Annotated in this window: 13 protein-coding genes; 8 read left to right on the top strand and 5 right to left on the bottom strand. The window is 42.6% G+C overall.

The annotated features are described in order from the left end of the window. Position 1 precedes the first annotated feature (1 nt). Entirely contained in the window at positions 2-511 is a 510-nt protein-coding gene (gene luxS, locus C5N92_RS02795) for an S-ribosylhomocysteine lyase (RefSeq protein WP_111749357.1), read from the bottom strand. 262 nt (positions 512-773) lie between these two features. On the opposite strand from luxS, the gene typA reads away from it, so the two are divergent. Further along, complete coding sequence (gene typA / locus C5N92_RS02790) at positions 774-2,621, top strand: translational GTPase TypA (RefSeq protein WP_111749356.1); 1,848 nt, start codon at positions 774-776, stop codon at positions 2,619-2,621. Between the two features lie 67 nt (positions 2,622-2,688). Beyond that, complete coding sequence (locus C5N92_RS02785) at positions 2,689-2,952, top strand: GrxA family glutaredoxin (RefSeq protein ID WP_111749355.1); 264 nt, start codon at positions 2,689-2,691, stop codon at positions 2,950-2,952. A gap of 33 nt (positions 2,953-2,985) precedes the next feature. Here C5N92_RS02785 and C5N92_RS02780 read toward each other — a convergent pair whose 3' ends face one another. The 4 genes from C5N92_RS02780 to malK all read right to left on the bottom strand — a co-directional run bounded on the left by C5N92_RS02780 (position 2,986) and on the right by malK (position 8,782). Beyond that, positions 2,986-5,043 (bottom strand): alpha-amylase, encoded by a 2,058-nt coding sequence (locus tag C5N92_RS02780; protein ID WP_111749354.1) that lies wholly within the window; start codon positions 5,041-5,043, stop codon positions 2,986-2,988. Positions 5,044-5,197: 154 nt separating this feature from the next. Next, positions 5,198-6,049: a maltose operon protein MalM gene (malM, locus tag C5N92_RS02775; RefSeq protein WP_111749353.1), complete on the bottom strand. Its 852-nt coding sequence runs from the start codon at positions 6,047-6,049 to the stop codon at positions 5,198-5,200. Positions 6,050-6,315: 266 nt separating this feature from the next. Then, the gene (locus C5N92_RS02770; RefSeq protein WP_111749352.1) at positions 6,316-7,593 is read right to left on the bottom strand and encodes a maltoporin; all 1,278 of its coding nucleotides are present in this window, start codon (positions 7,591-7,593) and stop codon (positions 6,316-6,318) included. 49 nt (positions 7,594-7,642) lie between these two features. Beyond that, positions 7,643-8,782 carry a maltose/maltodextrin ABC transporter ATP-binding protein MalK gene (gene malK / locus C5N92_RS02765; RefSeq protein ID WP_111749351.1) on the bottom strand — a complete coding sequence of 380 codons (1,140 nt, stop codon included), beginning with the start codon at positions 8,780-8,782 and terminating at the stop codon, positions 7,643-7,645. Positions 8,783-9,104: 322 nt separating this feature from the next. On the opposite strand from malK, the gene malE reads away from it, so the two are divergent. From malE to rluB, 6 genes are all read left to right on the top strand, one after another. Further along, positions 9,105-10,289, top strand: coding sequence for a maltose/maltodextrin ABC transporter substrate-binding protein MalE (malE, locus tag C5N92_RS02760; RefSeq protein ID WP_111749350.1), 1,185 nt, complete (start codon positions 9,105-9,107; stop codon positions 10,287-10,289). Positions 10,290-10,484: 195 nt separating this feature from the next. Beyond that, positions 10,485-12,041 (top strand): maltose ABC transporter permease MalF, encoded by a 1,557-nt coding sequence (gene malF / locus C5N92_RS02755; protein WP_111749349.1) that lies wholly within the window; start codon positions 10,485-10,487, stop codon positions 12,039-12,041. A 112-nt stretch (positions 12,042-12,153) separates the two neighbouring features. Next, positions 12,154-13,044, top strand: a complete 891-nt coding sequence (gene malG / locus C5N92_RS02750) for a maltose ABC transporter permease MalG (protein WP_111749348.1) — start codon at positions 12,154-12,156, stop codon at positions 13,042-13,044. Between the two features lie 106 nt (positions 13,045-13,150). Continuing rightward, positions 13,151-15,163, top strand: coding sequence for a 4-alpha-glucanotransferase (gene malQ, locus C5N92_RS02745; RefSeq protein WP_111749347.1), 2,013 nt, complete (start codon positions 13,151-13,153; stop codon positions 15,161-15,163). Positions 15,164-15,303: 140 nt separating this feature from the next. Then, positions 15,304-15,921, top strand: a complete 618-nt coding sequence (locus tag C5N92_RS02740; RefSeq protein WP_111749346.1) for an L-threonylcarbamoyladenylate synthase — start codon at positions 15,304-15,306, stop codon at positions 15,919-15,921. A 38-nt stretch (positions 15,922-15,959) separates the two neighbouring features. Continuing rightward, the gene (gene rluB, locus C5N92_RS02735) at positions 15,960-16,979 is read left to right on the top strand and encodes a 23S rRNA pseudouridine(2605) synthase RluB (protein WP_111749345.1); all 1,020 of its coding nucleotides are present in this window, start codon (positions 15,960-15,962) and stop codon (positions 16,977-16,979) included. The last annotated feature ends 6 nt before the right edge of the window (positions 16,980-16,985 follow it).

Genomic DNA, 16,985 nt, shown 5'->3' with positions numbered 1-16,985 from the left:
ATTACAGATTTAACAATTTTTCATCTAACGCCAAATCTTCGTTACGATTTACGCCAATCGGCTGTTTCAACACATTACGAGCGATTTCGTGGGCATCGGCAAGGGAATGTTCTTTGTATGAACCACATTGAAACTCGTTTAATTCAGGGATTTTGCTCTCATCGGGTACTTTTTCTAACGCATCACGCATTGACGCTTCCCACGCTTTTGCCACCGCTTCCGCTGACGGCGAGCCGATTAACGACATATAAAACCCTGTGCAACAGCCCATTGGCGAAATATCAATAATTTCAACGGTTTCGCTGTTTAAGTGATCACGCATAAAGCCTGCAAATAAATGTTCCATTGTGTGAATACCGCGTGGCGATAAAATCTCCACATTCGGACGCACAAAGCGTAAATCAAACACGGTAATAGTATCACCCTTTGGTGTGGTCATTGTTTTCGCCACACGTACCGCAGGGGCATTCATTTTTGTATGGTCAACTTTAAAACTATCTAGTAAAGGCATAATTTTCTCCAATTAATAAATTTCAGGGAATTATAGCCTATTTAAGCTCGAGTTTTTATTCAAGCGGTAGGTTATTCGTAATAATTTGCAAATTTTTACTTCAAACAAACCGCTTGCTTTCTAGTCAGTTTGGCGAAAGTTCTGTATAATCGCCCGTCTTTTTGTGATCACTATCACAATTTTGGATTTCGTACTGATGAGTTTTGGCTCATCATTTCTTTTCACGGTGGGTTAAAACCCACCCTACAATACAGTAATTTCAATGCAACAATTAGATACTCAAAAACTGCGTAATATCGCAATTATTGCCCACGTTGACCACGGCAAAACAACCTTAGTTGATAAACTTTTAAAACTTTCAGGCACATTAGATACTTCTCGTGGTGATGTCGATGAGCGTGTAATGGACTCTAACGATCTTGAGAAAGAGCGTGGCATTACCATTTTAGCTAAAAATACGGCGATTAACTGGAACGGTTATCGCATCAATATCGTTGATACCCCAGGGCACGCAGACTTCGGTGGCGAAGTAGAGCGTGTACTTTCAATGGTAGATTCGGTGTTATTGGTGGTGGACGCTTTTGATGGCCCGATGCCACAAACTCGTTTCGTGACTCAAAAAGCCTTTGCTCACGGTTTAAAACCGATTGTAGTAATTAACAAAGTGGATAGACCTGGCGCTCGCCCTGATTGGGTAGTTGATCAAGTCTTTGATTTATTTGTGAATTTAGGGGCAACAGACGAACAGTTAGACTTCCCGATCATCTACGCTTCTGCCTTAAACGGCGTTGCTGGTTTAGATCACGAAGATCTTGCACCAAATATGGATCCGCTATTTGAAGCGATTGTGGAACACGTTTCTCCGCCAGATGTGGAACTTGATGCACCGTTCCAAATGCAGATTTCGCAATTAGATTACAGCAAATACTTAGGCGTTATCGGTATTGGTCGTATCAAACGTGGTACGGTGAAGCCAAACCAACCAATTACCGTTGTTGATGCTGAAGGTAAAACTCGCAATGGTCGTGTGGGTCAAGTGTTGGGACACTTAGGTTTACAACGCTATGAAGCAACGGAAGCCTACGCAGGCGACATCATTGCGGTAACGGGTTTAGGCGAGTTAAATATTTCAGATACGCTTTGTGATGTTAACAACGTAGAAGCTTTACCAGCATTATCGGTCGATGAGCCAACGGTTACCATGTTCTTCTGCGTCAATACTTCGCCATTCTGTGGTCAAGAGGGCAAATTTGTGACATCTCGTCAAATTTTAGAACGCTTGAAAAAAGAGTTGGTACACAACGTTGCATTGCGTGTGGAAGAGACTGATGACTCTGATATTTTCAGTGTGTCAGGACGTGGTGAATTACACTTGTCGGTCTTAATCGAAAATATGCGTCGTGAAGGCTATGAGTTAGCGGTTTCTCGTCCGAAAGTAATTTTCAAAGAGATTGACGGTCGTAAACAAGAGCCGTTTGAACAAGTCACCATTGATATTGAAGAGCAACATCAAGGATCAGTAATGGAAGCATTAGGGATTCGTAAAGGCGAAGTGCGTGATATGATCCCAGACGGTAAAGGTCGCACCCGTTTAGAATATGTGATTCCTAGCCGTGGTTTAATCGGTTTCCGTAACGAGTTTATGACAATGACATCAGGTACAGGCTTACTTTACTCGAGCTTCAGCCATTATGATGATGTGAAAGCAGGCGAGATCGGTCAGCGTATCAACGGCGTATTGATTTCTAACGGCACAGGTAAAGCCTTAGCCTACTCACTCTATGCTTTGCAAGATCGTGGTAAGTTGATGATCGATCACGGTGCGGAAATTTACGAAGGTCAAGTGATCGGTATTCACAGCCGTTCTAACGACCTAACCGTAAACCCACTTGAAGGTAAAAAATTAACCAATATGCGTGCTTCAGGTAAAGATGACGCATTAACGCTCACCACACCAGTAAAAATGACGTTAGAACAAGCGTTAGAGTTTATTGATGATGATGAATTAGTGGAAGTTACACCAAAATCTGTACGTGTTCGTAAAAAACTTCTGACTGAAGTTGAACGTAAACGTGCAAGTCGTACGACGACCAGTACTAGTACGAAGTAATCGAAATAGTATGAAATAATAGGGCGAATAAGATTCGCCCTTATTTTATCGACGAAAGGAGCAAACTATGTTAGTTGAAATTTACGGTAGAATGAGCTGCCCTTATTGTGTTCGAGCTAAACAGCTAGCCGAAAAAATGAAAACAGAATTGTCAGATTTTGACTTCAAATTCATTGATATGATAGCAGAAGGGCTTGATAAAAAAGATCTCGAACCACGTGTTGGTAAGCCAGTTATGACAGTGCCACAGATTTTCTTAGATAATGTTCATATTGGCGGTTATTCTGATTTTGCCCCGCTTGTGAAAGAAAAGTTTGATATTTCATTATAATTAAGACGCCATACAGTAGTATGGCGTTTTGTTTTACTCACCCACCCAAACAACCATCACTTTATCGTTGCCATCTTGACGAGAAAAGGCGAAGTATTTGCTAGTTTCGAGAATTTTCTGTGTGCCGTTACCAATCGCATTGTGGTGTTGGCGGAAGGTTGCCAGCCGTTGCCAATGTTTTAGCAAGGCTTGGTGTTCTGCACTTTTCGCCACCTCTTGCCAGTTCATATCTGACCGTGTGCCTTGAATCGGGTCTGAACCCGTTGCACCAAATTTTCGTCCGCTTTCATCGCCGTAGTAGATTTGTACCGCCCCCGGTGCGAGCATTAACAAACTGCCTGCGACTTTCTGTTTCTCTACATCATTTGCACTGTCGCTATGGAAGAACAAACGGGTATCGTGAGAAGAAAGGTAGCTTAACACATTGAAATCACTGAGTTTTTCGCTCATCTGTTGATAAGTCGGTGCGATTTTCGCAAAGCAACTTAAGGCTTCTTTAGCTTGATCTTGGAAGCTGAAGTTAATCATCGCGTCAAAGCCGTTTTTATAGTAATCGCTAGTGTGTACGCCGTGTCCCCACGCTTCGCCCGCCATCCAGAATTTATCGTTAAATGATTGATTTGGATGGAATTTTTGCCATTTTTCTAAGGCTTTTTCTGCCGATTGTTTCAATTCCAACCAAGTACTTTTTTCAACGTGTTTGGCGGTATCGACACGGAAGCCATCAACGCCATATTTTTCCACCCAATCGGAAAGCCAGCCGATTAAATAATCACGCACTTTGGCATTTTCACGGAATTTCGCTGCCGTATCGGGCTTATTTGCAAAAAATTCAGGTAATCCGACCGCTTGTTCGCTTTCGGTTTTCAGGTCTGGCAAGGCGGAGAGCGACATTTTGAGATCGTCAAATTTCGGGCTGTCGTAGTCGCCAATATCGGAGCGAGCCCACGCTTTGCCCCACCATTTTTGCCAGCCGGCTTTGTCGCTGAAGTTAATTAAGTTATTGAATGAATGCCAGTTTTGCCCCGTTTTCGGCTGCCAATCAGTCCAATTTTTACCAAGGGTTTTCTCGATTTCATCGCCTTTGAGATGTAACGCACCAAAACCATATTGTTGCATATCGGCAAGGGTGGCGTAACCTGTGTGGTTCATCACAATGTCGAAAATCACCCGCATACCGCGTTTATGAGCTTGGTCGATAAAAGTTTTCAAATCCTGCTCGCTCCCCATATTGGCATCAATTTTCGTCCAATCTTGGTGGTAGTAGCCGTGATAAGCGTAGTGTGGAAAATCGCCTTTTTCACCGCCACCCACCCAGCCGTGAATTTGCTCAAGTGGCGAGCTGATCCAAATCGCATTCACACCGAGTTGTTGTAAATAATCCAATTTGGCGGTTAAGCCTTTGAGATCTCCGCCGTGGAATGTGCCGATTTCATCTTTCCCGTCTTTTTTACGTCCGTAGCTGTTGTCGTTACTTGGATCGCCGTTGTGGAAACGGTCGGTCAGCACGAAATAGACAGTCGCATTTTTCCAGGTAAAAATCGGCTCGGAATTGACCGCTTGTGCCGATTCCAGCAACATCAAGCCGTTTGATTCCACAGCTGGCATCATCGTGACTTTGCCATTTTGCACTTTGGCAGTATTGCCCGAATAGAAATCACGCACGGTTTCGCCCTCTTTGAAAAGGCTGGAAACATCAATTTCAAGCGGTTTTTGATCCCATTTCGGACAAACTTGCACTAATTCATTGCTACTTTTGGTTGCTTCAACGGTCAATTTTGCTGTTGGTGTACCACTTCGCATATCAATTTCTACGCTGTATTTTCCATCACGAAACAAGCGGGTCGATTCAGCAGGATCTTTGCAAGGCACAAGGCTGACGACTTGATTTAATTTCAGTGCGGTTTGCGGTTGGTAACATTGTTGATTGAGCGAGAATTGGAAAGGATAGTTACCTTTTTTCAGCTGGGCGTGAGCTTGGTAGAGCAGTTTTTCACTTGATTCAAAAGTCGGGAAATGTTCGCTTTGCCATTGATTTGCCGACACATTGGCACAAGCAAAAAGTGAAAGCCAAAGTAGTGATTTTTTCATTTGGGTTTCCTTGTGTGTGATGAAGTGGGGATTTAGTAAAGCAGGATAGTTAAATTTTGTTGTAGGGACACACCGCGTGTGTCCGAATACGATAAATTCAAATGAAATTTAAATAATCGGACACACTCAGTGTGTCCCTACCGATAATAATCGACTACTTCGCCGAAACGTGTTTAATAAAAATCTGGCGGGGTTGTTTTAAGCCGAGTTGTTCGGCTTCATTAACCAAGTTCATCGCTTTATTCACATCGTTATTTTTTAACGCTTTTAAGACCGCTTGGTTGAAATAATCTTCGGTGCTTTGCTCAACAGGTTGTGCTGATTTTGTTGCTTTAGGCGTTGTTGCCACTGTGCCGACTTGTGTTGGTGTTGGGGTTTTAGCTTCAAATAAAGGACCGTTTAAACCGATAAATTGACTAGATTGAATACCATCTACTTCTACATTTACTTTACCTTGATTGGTATGCACTACGCTGATATCTGCAATCGCAGGCGGTTGATTGCCTTTGGCTTTCGCTAATAATTTTGCAGGGTGAGTCATTGTAGTTTTACCTTGTAGATTTTGCTCGGTGGTATAAACGAGAAGATAGATAAAATCTTGATTTGCTGTTGGCGTAAGGTTTAACTCCGCTTCGTATTGTGCTGGGTTTAACCCCCGCTCTTCACTGAATTTGAATTGTGAAGATGGATAGCTCATCGCTGGGTTAAATTGTGCATCTAAAATTAAGGCGTTTGGTACAAAAACAGTGTTATCTTTTTGTACTGGACTGGTGATATTTAACTTGATTGTACCTTGATTAGCAGGGATTTTATAAGCCACCACAGAACCGCTTGCTCCCGCTAATTTATTTGCAAGTGTGGCAACATTGGTTTCATTTTTTTGTGAAAGGGCAACATCTTGCCATTGAATCTTAGCAAGCTCTGCTTTGGTTGGTTGTAATGTGGTTGCAGAAAGTTGAGCCGCAAAAAATAAGCTAGAAAGAATAAGGGTTAGTTTTGTTTTCATAGGGTCTCCGAGTTTTAAGATTGATTTCTCTCTTATCTTTCTCTCGCCCGTTTACGGGAGAGAGACAGCCGAAGGATTCGTTCAGAATCCGTAGGCAGAGAGAGAGCAACAAGCAGTCATTTTCTATGAAAAATTTGCAAAGCCCTCTCTCTCCGAAAATCCTACGGATTTTCTCCACCATTTCCCGTAAACGGGAGAGAGAAGTGAAGAAAGGGAGTTATTAAATAAAACGCCCTTGATTAAAGGGCGTTTGATTTTATGCTTGATTACCACCAAGCTTCAAATTGAACACCACCGATGAATTCACCATCTTTCGCTTTATAACCAGAGTTTGTACGGTTTGTCGTGTTAAATTTGTCGTTCCAGTGAGCATAAGTACCGAATACACGGATTGCAGGACGCGCCCAAATGCTTGAGCCTGCTTGCCATTGTTGTGCAATGGTATATTTCGTTAAGCTATTTTTCTTACCTGTTGCTTGGTCTTTGATTACATCATAGCCTACTTCAGCAAGGGTACTCATTGTATCATTCCATTTATACATTGGACGGATACCTGCTGAGTACCATGTTTTACCTTGTTTGTTTTTCAGGTCTGTTTTTTCGTAGATTAATGCATACATTACTTCAACTTTATCGCTTGCTTGAACCACACCTTGGTTGATTAAGCGGAGCATATGACCACGGTTGCTAGATAAAGAGCCTTGAGCATGACCGTTATTCCAAGATGTCATAGAATCTTTTGCATATTGCACGGTAAATTTATTGAAGCCACCGAAGAAGTTACCTTGAGTATATTCTGCCGTTGCCATATAGCCATTTTTGGTTGCATCGCTATTAGCATAGGCTGAATCATCTTTTTTGTGTGCATTCGCATAGTCAAAACCTAGCTCTAATGAACCATCTTTCCAAAGTTCAATACCAGCTAAACGAACGTCAAAAATATCGTTATATACATCTTTATCTACAGAACGATCGCTCTTATAGCTTTTGGTTGCATAATCGTAGTAATAAGAGAATGCACCACCTGCTTCCGTATCACGAGTTACTGCTAAAGAAAGTTTACCAAAGCCTAAATCAATGTTTTCAACCCCCGCACCAGGACCTGAAATATCCCAGTAGTAGAAGTCGTTCATATGCACATCGTGACGTTGGTAGAAGCGTTTACCTGCCCATAATGTTGCACCCGGTAAGCTGTCTGCAAAGTTTTTGAATTGGACATTTAATTCACGTAGAGCAGGGCTAGTTGCAGTCCAGTCATTGTTATGTAAGGTACCGCCGTAAGCTACGTTGGTGTCGAAATAAATGGTTTTACCCCCCCCATTGTATAATTCTTGACCAAGCTTAAGTTCGGCGTAAGTATCTGATTCGTTTCCTAAACGGTATTTTGAACCACCACCATTCACAGTAAATGCAGATTGTTCACCACCACCTGATGTCCAGCCGATACCTGAACGTGCATAACCGTGGAAATCGACTGCAAAAGCTGATGTAGAAAGTACAGCTCCTGATACTAAAGTCGCGAGTAAGCTTTTATTGATATTCATAGAGAACTCCTTTGGTTTATCCTTAAGATTGACATTATGAAAAAAATCGTTAAACACCCAACTCTTTAAACAAGCGTCTGCAAGCCGTACCATCTTCTTTAAATAAGTGGCAACGGTTTGGGTTAATGCCGACAGACATTTCATCCCCTTCTTCAACAAGAACGATATCGTTTTGGCGATAAACTAAACTCTGTTTGATTGGTGGCATTTCAACGTGAACTTGGGTTTCATTACCGAGCTGCTCAACGACTTTAACTGTCCCTTTAATGCAGATTTCGCTCTGTTCACAAGGTAACAGATGTTCTGGACGGATACCTAATGATAGATTTTCGCCTATATTTACGCCTGTGCTATCGACAGGGATCCAGAAATTGAGATGCGTTGAGTCAGGTAATTCCACTTTTACCCCACCTTCTTTCACATCAATGACCTTCACGGGTAGGAAATTCATTTTTGGTGAGCCAATAAAGCCCGCAACAAAGCGGTTGGCAGGGTAGTGGTAAAGTTCAAGCGGTTTACCGACTTGTGCTACGTTGGTGGTGATTTGCGTATTATTGCCAAGGGCTTGTAATACCACGATTTTATCCGCCAAAGTCATGGCTTCAACTTGGTCGTGGGTAACATAAATCATGGTTCTGCCCAATTTTTTATGTAGTTTGGAAATTTCGACACGCATTTGCACACGAAGCGCAGCATCAAGGTTAGAGAGTGGTTCATCTAATAAGAACACTTCAGGTTGGGAAACAAGCGTACGACCAATGGCAACACGTTGACGCTGACCGCCCGAAAGCTCTTTCGGTTTACGTTGAAGCAGGTGAGCAAGTTGTAAAATTTCAGCAACGTGATTAACTCGTTGTTCAATTTCTTCTTTTGCTTTACCTGCAAGTTTTAGACCGAAAGACATATTTTCTGCAACGTTTAAATGAGGGTAAAGTGCGTAAGATTGGAAGACCATTCCAATATTACGTTTAGCAGGGGGAACATCATTCATTCGTGTTTCGCCAATAAAAAGATCACCAGAAGTGATATCTTCAAGGCCTGCAATCATACGTAATAGGGTAGATTTACCACATCCAGATGGACCAACGAATACTACAAATTCACCTTCTTTGATATCAAGGTTAATATTTCGTGAGATATGTACATCGCCGTATGATTTATTTACACCAATGATTTTTACATCTGCCATTGTTTCATCCTCAAAGTTACTGCTTGTTTAATGGGTGCCAAGCTTACTCATTTGCTTAAGCATTGAAATCATACTTTATAAAAAATTTTTTTCTTGGTATTGAAAAATTTTTTTCGTTAAAAATCAGATTTTTTGTGATTAAGATCACAAAATTAAATGCTTTTTTTGTGATGGCTTTCACACTTATTTTAAAAAATAAGAAAAATGTGATACAGATCACTAAAAGGATGAGGGGGGATGATAAGGGGGTATGATGAAGTATGAGAGAAAATCGTCCACTATTCGACCGCAAATTTCATTTCACTAAAATGAGGAAAAACCTATGAAAAAATTAACCACAGCAGCTTTAACCGTATTAGCTGGATTATGTATTGCTCAAGGCGTACAAGCTAAATTAGTTGAAGGTCAATTAAACATTTGGATTAACGCTGATAAAGGCTATAACGGCTTGGCCGAAGTAGGTAAAAAATTTGAAGCGGAAACAGGTGTGAAAGTCGTTGTTGAGCATCCAAGTAAATTAGAAGAATTATTCCCACAAGTAGCTTCAACAGGCGATGGTCCTGACATCATTATTTTTGCTCACGACCGTATGGGTGGTTATGCGCAATCAGGTTTACTTGCAGAAGTTCACCCAAGTGCTGATTTCAAAGCAAAATTGTCTGACATCGGTTGGGAAGCAACCAAATATAACGGCAAACAAATTGCCTATCCAATTGCCGTTGAGTCACTTTCTTTAATTTATAACAAAGATTTAGTGCCAGAAGCACCAAAAACATGGGAAGAAATTGAGAAGTTAGATAAAGATCTCAAAGCCAAAGGCAAAAATGCGATTATGTGGAACTTAGCAGAACCGTATTTCACATGGCCAATTATCTCATCTCAAGGCGCTTATGCATTCAAAGTAACGGCAAACGGCTATGATGCGAAAGACATCGGTGTAAACAACGAAGCAGCACAAAAAGGCTTACAATTTGTAGTTGATTTAGTGAAGAAAAAAGTGATCAACGCAGATACCGACTACTCAGTAGCTGAAGCTTCATTTAACAAAGGCGAAACTGCAATGACTATCAATGGTCCATGGGCGTGGGCGAACATTGAGAAAAGCGGTATCAAATACGGCGTGGCGGTATTACCAACTTTAAACGGCAAAGCAGGTAAACCTTTCGTGGGCGTATTAAGTGCAGCGGTCAATGCGTCAAGCCCGAACCAAGACTTAGCGAAAGAGTTCTTAGAAAACCACTTATTAACAGACGCTGGTTTAGAAACTGTGAACAAAGACACCCCGTTAGGTGCGGTTGCGCTTAAGAGCTACCAAGCGAAGTTAGCGGCAGATCCTCGCATTGCTGCAACCATGGCAAATGCGGAAAATGGCGAAATTATGCCAAACATTCCACAAATGAGCCGCTTCTGGTACTCAGAAAAAGCAGCTATCGACAGTGCAATCAATGGTCGTCAGTCTGTTAAAGCAGCCCTTGATGAAGCACAGGCGAAGATTGAGAAAGAGTAATCACGACTCTTATTGATACGTAATCAAATGTAGGGACACACTGTGTGTGTCCGTCACATCCCATTTTATGCAAAAGCGAGATTAGTCGGACACACGCAGTGTGTCCCTACAAATGTTAAAAAGAGTATATACAAGCGATCACATTCTCACAATTTTTTGCCATTTCCCTTAGCAGTTCAAAACAAGGAAAATAAAATGCTAACTTCAACTTATTCTTCTCTTTCACCCGCTCAACTTTGGGGCAAACGGGTTTTTGTCGGACTTCTTTACCTGATTGCTTTTTATTTAGTCTTTACCATTTACCTGCAAGGTGAAATTTTATTTGCCCTACTGACCTTAGTCGTGGTGGCTTCAGGTATTTTTGTTTTTAGTTCTGAGCGTGCTTACCGCTGGCGTTACCTTTTTCCTGGTATTTCGGCTATCGGTATTTTCGTGGTGTTCCCACTGGTTTGTACGGTAGTAATTGCCTTTACCAACTATAGCGGATCTAACCAACTTGCCTTTGAACGAGTGGTGAGCCAATTACAGAGCCAACGTTATTTTTCAGGCGAGCGTTACGATTTCAAACTGCTTGAGAATGCAGACAATCAATATCAATTAATGCTAGAAAACAAAGCATTGCAAAAAAATTACCTTTCCGCACCGCTTGCATTAGCTGATTTAAAAGGCGATGTGAAACTGGAAGAAGTGGTGAGTTTGCCTGAAAGCAAAGTTGCTCCCCTTAAAACCATTACTCAAAATCGCCAACAGCTACAAACGATCAATGCGATTTTGCCAAGTGAAGAAATGCTCTCAATGAGTTCACTTCGCCAATTTTCACAACAAAGTAACCGCTTTAGTTTCGATGTGGATAGCCAAGTTTTGACTAACCACGAAACCAACGAACGTTATAAACCGAATGATGATGTCGGTTTCTTTGAGCAGATTGATGAGCAAGGCAACTTTACCGGTAAACGTGTTGAACCTGGTTATACGGTCACAATCGGCTGGCAAAATTTCGTGAAAATTTTAACGGACGAAGGCGTACAAAAACCGTTTATTCAAATCTTTATTTGGACAGTCACTTTTGCGTTCTTAACCGTGGTATTTACTACCTTACTCGGTATGATCTTTGCATCATTGGTGCAATGGGATGCATTGAAAGGTAAAGCTGTTTATCGTTTATTGTTAATCTTACCTTACGCTGTACCAGGTTTTATCTCAATCCTTGTGTTTAAAGGCTTGTTCAACCAAAGTTTTGGTGAAATCAACCTGATTTTAAACAGCTTATTCGGTATTCGCCCAGAATGGTTTAACGATCCATTCCTTGCCAAAGTGATGATCTTAATTGTGAACGTGTGGTTAGGTTATCCTTATATGATGATCGTTTGTATGGGCTTGCTCAAAGCGATCCCAACGGATTTATATGAAGCTTCAGCGATTGACGGTGCAACGGTGTGGCAAAACTTCACAAAAATCACAATGCCACTGTTAATTAAACCGTTAATGCCGTTGATGATTGCGAGTTTCGCCTTTAACTTCAACAACTTCGTGTTAATCCAATTATTAACGCAAGGTCGTCCGTCAATGATCGGTACAAGTACCCCAGCAGGACATACGGATTTATTAGTTAGCTACACCTACCGTATCGCCTTTGAAGGTAGTGGTACACAAGACTTTGGTTTAGCCGCAGCCATTGCAGTAATTATCTTCTTACTCGTCAGTGGATTAGCGTTGTTCCAAATTCGTTTGACTAAGTTACAGCAGGATTAATCATTGGGACACGAAGCGTCGTGTCCCTACAATCACTCCGTAGATATTTAAGTAGGGACGCCACGCTTGGCGTCCAAATAAGAAAATTATCAAATACATAGGAATTAATACTATGGCTATCGTTCAACCTAAATCAATGAAAGCACGCTTATTTGCAACGCATTTCTTTCTCATCACATTCTGTGCATTGATTATGTTCCCCCTATTGATGATTTTAGGGATCTCACTTCGCCCGGGGAACTTAGCACTCGGGGAAATTATCCCAAGCCAAATTTCCCTTGAACACTGGAAATTAGCGTTAGGCTTTAGCGTAACCAATGCAGACGGAACCGTAACACCACCGCCATTCCCTGTTTTATTATGGTTATGGAACTCAGTGAAAGTGGCGGGCGTAACGGCAATCATCACCCTTGCCCTTTCCACCACTGCGGCTTATGCCTTTGCACGCTTACGTTTTGCAGGTAAATCAATGTTGTTACAAAGTATGTTGATTTTCCAAATGTTCCCAGCGGTGCTTTCACTCGTGGCGTTATATGCATTATTTGACCGCTTGGGGCAATATGTACCATTCTTAGGCTTAAACACCCACGGTGGCGTGATCTTCGCTTACCTTGGTGGTATCGCAATGCACGTTTGGACAATCAAAGGCTACTTTGAAACTATCGACAAATCGCTCGAAGAAGCCGCAGCCCTTGACGGTGCAACCCCGTGGCAAACTTTCCGCTTAATTTTATTACCGTTATCGGTGCCGATTTTAGCGGTGGTATTTATCCTTGCCTTTATCTCCGCAATTATCGAAGTACCAGTCGCTTCTCTCTTATTGCGTGATGTGGAAAACTACACCTTAGCAGTCGGTATGCAACAATATCTCCACCCACAAAACTATTTATGGGGCGACTTTGCAGCAGCCGCAATTTTATCTGCAATCCCAATTACCCTTGTCTTTATCATTGCACAACGTTGGTTAGTTGGCGGATTAACGGCTGGGGGTGTGAAAGGATAATTTTATGGGACACGAAGCGTCGTGTCCCTACATTCACTCCGTATAAATTAAGTAGGGACGCCACGCTTGGCGTCCATAAGATAAATTTTATTCGAGAACAATAACAATGAAACAAAACCACCCATTTTTAAACCCTTATTTCTTTGACGAACACGGTCGCCGTATCTATGCTCAACCGTCCGTTTACGGCAAAGTGGCTAAACTACTCGGTTCGCCAAAAAGTCGCAAAATCCTACCGCTTGTGAAAGTCGTGAAACAAGGTGAGCAAGTTTTTATTCCCCTTTTCGTGGCAGACAAAACCCAACGTGTGCAAGCAAACTGGACACTAACCCTTGAAAGCGGTGAGATTTTGACAGGAAAATGCAAACGCAACAGCATTGAACTACCACGTGATTTACCGCTTGGCTATCATCAGCTCCGTTTAGACGGTAAAACCGCTGAATGTCGCCTGATTATTACCCCTGAACGAGCCTTCCAGCCGCAAGAATTGGCGGAGAAAAAGAAATTATGGGGAGCGATTTTACAGCTTTATACCTTGCGTTCTGAACAGAACTGGGGGATTGGCGATTTTGGTGATTTAGCGGAATTTTTAACAAAACTTGCTGAAAAAGGCGGTGATTTTGTTGGTTTAAACCCAATTCACTCGTTGTTCCCCGCCAATCCTGAAGGGGCAAGCCCATATAGTCCGTCTTCTCGCTTGTGGCAAAATATCGTTTATATCAACGTGGGGGCGATTGACGCTTTCCAACAAAGTCGCGAAGCACAAGCGTGGTTTAACTCGGCGGAAATTCAACGGCAATTACACGAAGCTCGCCAAAAGGATTATGTCGATTACTCACAGGTTATGTGGCTGAAATTACAAGGTTTACGTTTAGCCTTTGAGCAATTTAAACAGCAAGATCAGACAGCCTTTGAACAATTTATTGCCGATAATGGCGAAGCCTTAAAAGTACAGGGGACTTTTGATGCGTTGCACCAATGGCTTTCATCGCAATTTAGCGAGCAGTGGGGCTGGAACAACTGGGACGCAAAATATCAAGATTATCACACCGCTTCGGTACAACAGTTCCAACAAGAGCAGAGCGATTTAGTCCGTTTCTATATGTGGTTACAATTTGTGGCACAGCAACAGCTCAAAGCCTGCAACGAATTAGCCAAACAGCTTGGAATGCCGATTGGTTTCTACCGTGATTTAGCGGTGGGCGTGGCGGATAACGGGGCGGAAACGTGGGCAGATAAAGATCTGTTCGTGCTTGGGGCTTCTGTCGGCGCACCACCTGATATTATGGCACCACAAGGGCAAAACTGGGGCTTATCGCCAATGCACCCTGAAGTGTTGCAAGCGCGTGGCTACCAGCCGTTTATCGACCTACTGCGTGCCAATATGAAAGATTGCGGTGCGTTACGTATTGACCATATTCTCGGCTTTGCTCGCTTGTGGTGGGTATCGAAAGGCGATTCGGCGAAAAACGGCGCTTATGTGAAATATCCGTTGGAAGATCTGTTGTCGATTTTGGCACTCGAAAGCCAACGCCACCAATGTTTAATCATTGCCGAAGCGTTGGGAACTGTGCCGAAAGGAATGTTGAAAACCCTTGAAAATAAAGGCATTTTAGCCTACAACATTTTCTATTTTGAGTACGATCATCAAGGCAGTAAACCGCTTGCTCACTATCCATATCAAGCGATGACCACACTCAGCACCCACGATTTACCAACGGTGCAAGGCTACTGGAAAGGCTATGATTTTGAGTTGGGGCAAAAATATGGCGTTTACCCAAATGAAAAAGTGTTGAACATCTTAAAAAATGCACGTCACTCAAACAAAGAAGCGATCCGCCGTGCTGTTGAAGCGGTACAAGCCTTAGAGCCAGACAGTGCGGGCGTAACGCAAACTTTCAACCACCAGTTACAAAGCTATGTGGCAGATACCAACAGCGTGCTATTCGGCTCACAACCTGAAGACTGGCTCAATATGCTCGATCCAGTGAATATCCCGGGGACGAGTACCGAGTTTCCGAACTGGAGGAGAAAATTGAGTAAAACGACCCAAGAGATTTTCTCTGATTGGTCTGTTTCTCAATTATTAGATACGATTGAAGCAAAACGAAATCGTTAAAAAATAAAAGTGGGTAATTGATCTGCACCCCAAAAGTTGGACTAAACAACCAACTGACTAAGGTGCAGATTTTTTATTTCAATACACCTTACAAAAGCGTATAATCGCCCGCGTCTTTTTCGTACTGATAAGGAACTTGCATGAGCCAATTTTTTTACATTCACCCTGAAAATCCACAAGCTCGTTTGGTTAATCAAGCGGTAGAAATCATCAAAAATGGTGGTGTGATTGTGTATCCAACGGATTCTGGCTATGCCCTTGGCTGTGCGATAGGTGATAAACATGCAATGGACAGAATTGTGGCAATTCGCCGTTTGCCTGAAAATCATAATTTTACTTTGGTATGCAGTGATTTATCGGAGCTTTCGAGTTATGCATTAGTCACTAATCAATCTTACCGCTTGATTAAAAATAACGTACCGAATCCTTATACTTTTATTTTGCCTGCGACCAAAGATGTGCCACGTCGTTTGCTGACTAAGCGTAAAACGATTGGGATTCGTGTGCCAAATAATGCAATCGCTTTGGCATTACTTTCAGCACTTGGTGAGCCGATTCTCTCTTGCTCTCTGATGTTGCCAAATGAAGAGATAACGCAATCGGATCCCGATGAAATTCGAGAGCATTTAGAACATCAAGTGGATTTAATTATCCACGGCGGCTATTTGGGGCAATCGCCAACGACCGTGATTGATTTAACCCAAGACAGCCCTGAAATTATCCGTGTGGGATCGGGCGATCCGACACCGTTTGAATAACCCCTGACGCTTGTGAAAGCGACAAATAAGGAACTTAAATGACAACATTTCGTAAACCGACTGCAAACAAGCGGTCAGATTCTGCAAAAAATTTGCAAAAACCAACGCAACGTAATTCGCGTACTGAAGTGCAACCTCGCAAACCCCTTGTAAAAAAACCAACAAAACCGACCGCTTCCATTGAAACGGAAGAAAAAAGCAACGAGAAAATTGTCGGTGAGAAATTGCAAAAAGTGCTTGCTCGTGCAGGGCAAGGTTCTCGCCGTGAAATTGAGACGGTGATTGCAGAAGGGCGTGTGAGTGTGGACGGTAAAATTGCGACCCTTGGAGACCGTGTGCAAGTCAGCTCAAGCACCAAAATTCGTATTGACGGTAATTTGGTCAGCCTGATTCCAACGCAAAAAGAGATCTGCCGTGTGTTGATGTACTACAAGCCTGAAGGCGAACTTTGTACTCGTTCCGACCCTGAGGGGCGTGCGACAGTATTCGACCGCTTGCCACGTTTGACTGGCTCTCGTTGGATTGCCGTTGGGCGTTTAGATATTAATACGTCTGGTTTGTTACTTTTTACTACGGACGGCGAGTTGGCTAACCGCTTGATGCACCCGAGCCGTGAAGTTGAGCGTGAGTATTCTGTACGTGTGTTTGGCGAAGTCGATGATGCGATGTTGCAACGCTTACGCAAAGGCGTACAGTTGGAAGATGGCCCTGCCAATTTCAAACAAATTAAAGTCGTTGGTGGAACAGGATTGAACCAATGGTTTGATGTTACCTTAACCGAAGGACGTAACCGTGAAGTGCGTCGTTTGTGGGAGTCGCAAGGTATTCAAGTCAGTCGTTTGATCCGCATTCGCTATGGCAATATCAAGTTAGAGAAAAGCCTACCTCGTGGCGGTTGGGAAGAAATGGGATTGGAGCAAGTGAACTATCTGCGTGAACTGGTTGGCTTAAAACCTGAAACAGAAACCAAAGTGGATGTCACCAAAAACCGTCGTCGTACCAGTACCCGACAAATCCGCAAAGCCGTGAAGCAACATACGAAATATCGTAAAATGTAGAGCAAT

The sequence above is a fragment of the Glaesserella australis genome (genome assembly GCF_003260095.1).
Classification (GTDB): domain Bacteria; phylum Pseudomonadota; class Gammaproteobacteria; order Enterobacterales; family Pasteurellaceae; genus Glaesserella; species Glaesserella australis.
Note: the sequence above shows the minus strand (reverse complement) of the source record. Positions and strands in the feature narration are given on the sequence as shown.